General features: G+C 33.1%; 1 protein-coding gene, 2 tRNA genes and 1 pseudogene. 1 reads left to right on the forward strand and 3 read right to left on the reverse strand.

The features are described from left to right. Positions 1-96 (forward strand): annotated as a pseudogene (locus CF599_RS19775) (transposase); the annotation flags it as partial. 253 nt (positions 97-349) lie between these two features. Here the strand turns inward: CF599_RS19775 and CF599_RS02335 are convergent. From CF599_RS02335 to CF599_RS02350, 3 genes are all read right to left on the reverse strand, one after another. Continuing rightward, positions 350-435, reverse strand: a tRNA-Leu gene (locus CF599_RS02335). Between the two features lie 262 nt (positions 436-697). Then, on the reverse strand, positions 698-2,050 hold the full coding sequence (locus CF599_RS02340; RefSeq protein ID WP_121964439.1) for a DUF6138 family protein: 1,353 nt from the start codon (positions 2,048-2,050) through the stop codon (positions 698-700). 889 nt (positions 2,051-2,939) lie between these two features. After that, a tRNA-Leu gene (locus CF599_RS02350) sits at positions 2,940-3,028 on the reverse strand. Positions 3,029-3,377: the final 349 nt, after the last annotated feature.

A 3,377-nucleotide genomic window follows, 5' to 3' on the forward strand; every position in this document is an offset into this window, starting at 1 on the left:
TCATTTAATGCCAAAATTAAAGCATTCAGGGCTCAATTTAGAGGAGTAAGAGATATTGACTTCTTCTTATACAGATTGACTAAACTTTATGCATAAACACAACTTTTGAGATTGATCCGCATTCAGGGCTCAATTTAGAGGAGTAAGAGATATTGACTTCTTCTTATACAGATTGACTAAACTTTATGCATAAACACAACTTTTGAGATTGATCCACTTCTTCTTATACAGATTGACTAAACTTTATGCATAAACACAACTTTTGAGATTGATCCAGTATAAGGAGACAGAAGTACTGTCTAGTTTACTCCAAAAAAAAAATCCTAAGCGTTAACTTAGGATTTTCTTGTACTCGAGGCGGGACTTGAACCCGCACGGGCATTACTACCCACTGGATTTTAAGTCCAGCGTGTCTACCACTTCCACCACTCGAGCGTCTTCTGTAGACTGCAATACTACTTCCGTATTGCGAGTGCAAATATAGACGATATATTTTATTATACAATAACTAAATCTTGTTTTTTGACTTAAAAAAGTAACTTAATTTATTATATGTTGATTAATAGAGAGTTATTAAGTGTCTTTTTTAGCAATTATCTAATAAATATTTCTGCAAATTTCTCAAATACAGTTTTAATCTATCATATAATAGGTGTTTACACTATAACAGCTATGTTTATTAAACTATCTGCATTAGTTAATTCTTTTTTTCAGTTAGTTGTTTGAATAAAGCTAATGCCTCTGCATCCCAATCCTTGGTTACTGTAACGTAGTTATCCTCTGCGCCATAGATAGTGTATATTACAGATTCCCAACAGTATTCTTCTAACTCAGCTATTTCGTCGTCATCTATATAATCATCCTCATCATCAGTGAAATAATACTCTGCGAAGTGTTCTTTGCTATCTAGTAGTAATTTCAGGTTTTCTATAGAAGAGAAGTAAGGTGTGTATGCTGCTAGATGAGGTTGTTCTTGCATAGATTGAGTACCTTGTAAGAATACTTTTATGCTATCCACATCAATACCATATTTCTCTAGAAAGGGCAGTGTATAGTATTCATGGATACTTTGGTGTTCTTCATCTACTATACGATAATATTTGATTAAGGTGTCGAAGTAGCTTCTGTCATGTAACCCTAATGCCATAACCGCAAAGGTAGAGGGCATCGTACAGATCTCTTCATCTATATTTGTGTACCATTCCCATTTGATCATTACTGCATTTAGGTATTCAACGATTAACGGATGAAGTGATTCATACTGTACTGCTGTGGCGAATAAGTATTGTTGTCCGCACTTAGGAAGTCCTTCTATGCCAAGATCTTTTAGATTAGGCCCTGTAAACTCGATAGCAAAGCTCTTAGGGAAGTCATGTTTAAATAGTGTATTGATTAGCGTTAATACTTTTCTGTAAGTATCTTCTGAGTCGTCTTGAATACTTATCTGGATAGTAGCTAATACATCATTAGCAACAAAACTTATTTGGCTATCTTGGTAATATGTTATTTCTTTTGGTAACATACCTGAACCGTATTCACGTAGTTCTTGTACTCTTTTACAACCAAGTTTTTCTGCTATTTTAAAGTATTCATCAGCGGTAATAGTGGCATAACTAGCGTCATACTTGATATGACCTATAGCTAGATAACATAGCAGACGTAGAAGTTCGTCTTCATATAGAGAAAGAGTAGGGGGATTCGTTGTAGATGGTTCTATTGCTAATCTACTACCATTTTCTTTAACACTAGGAAAAGTTTTAATTATTAGTTTTTTTAGTTGATTCCCTAATGTATAATAGTAACTTCTAAATTCACTAAGTATTCTCATTTTCTCAAAGAAAGCAATATAAGTATCTTCAGATAAAGGAGTAGTTTTAAAGAAATAGTCTATGATCGTACTGTTCAGAAATCGTTCTCCTGTGTCTAACACATAAGGATTAGGATAGTCGGTAGCGACTTTACATTTGTCGTTATTGATTGCGTCTATAAATCGGTCAAGTAAAGTTTCGTTTCCTTCTATTTTTACTAAGTAGTCTAATTCTCTAGGCATATTTTTAATGCTAAATGTTATCTTGTTTTTACGGATTGAAAGATACTGTTATTTCTAGAGTTTCTAAAAGGGGAGAGACAAGATTTATTTCCTGTAGTTGTGATAAGAAGAAAGAGATAAAAGCAATGTATAACTAATTAGTTAAGATTGTATAGGCTGTAACTTTAACCCAAAATAAGCAGTAGACAAATACTACAAAGCAATTCTACTTCATAGTTCTTTCATTAGCTCTATAACCATACTATAGTATGCTGAAATCACTAATTCAGACCTATCTTGTATAATTACTTTTCGTTTATCTGCCTATCGCTGATTTTGGGTTTAAAACAGTTTTATTTGTTTATTGTAAGTAATTTAAAATGCCTGTTGTAAAATAATATTGTTTTAATACCTATCTTTGTCGTGTTGGAATTTCAAAATTTATTTCCATTTTCAAGCCAATCTTCTAGGCTATTTCTTAAAATCAATCAGATTATACATTAATACAGTCGAATACGTAGTTTTATGCGGTTTTGTTTTGGGTGAGTCCATAGTGAGTCCATAATGAGTCCATAGTGACTCCATTAAAACAGGCTATTTAATGGAGTCACTATGGATACACGATGCTGTCAATATGCTATCATATGAAGCTAGATAGCAACTTCATAGAATGTAGGCGGTAATAAGATAGGTTTGGATTGGAATAGGGAAAAAAGTAGTTAATCCTTATGGGATAGGATCCTTGATTTCTAATAGAATAGAAATTCTTATATGGGGGCAAGTTACGATTTTTAATTGAAAGTTTCGGGAGCGATCAACTGAAGTTGATAATAGATTACGCTGTGATATGGAGGGAATAGAACGAGAGTTCATGTCAAAAAAAAGTCCTAAGCGTTAACTTAGGACTTTTTGGTACTCGAGGCGGGACTTGAACCCGCACGGGCATTACTACCCACTGGATTTTAAGTCCAGCGTGTCTACCACTTCCACCACTCGAGCGTCTTGATGTAGACTGCAATACTACTTCTGTATTGCGATGGCAAAAGTAGAGTTTATTTTTTTATCTCGCAATAGGAGTAGGGTGTTTTTTAAAATATTTTTTATTTTATAGTTATTGTAATTTGATGGATTGAAAAGTTGAGCTTTTGATTATTTCGTAAACTTCTAGAATGTGTTATATTGAGTTTACTCCAAAAAAAAGTCCTAAGCGTTAACTTAGGACTTTTTGGGGATCAATCTCAAAAGTTGTGTGTGAATTAAAAACTACAGATCTTTGTAATGATAAATAATAAACGTGGAAAACTATATTGAGTTTATAAAAATGATTTTACCTGAGTTTTTAGTAGAA

The sequence above is a fragment of the Myroides sp. N17-2 genome (assembly GCF_002286775.1).
Taxonomy (GTDB): domain Bacteria; phylum Bacteroidota; class Bacteroidia; order Flavobacteriales; family Flavobacteriaceae; genus Flavobacterium.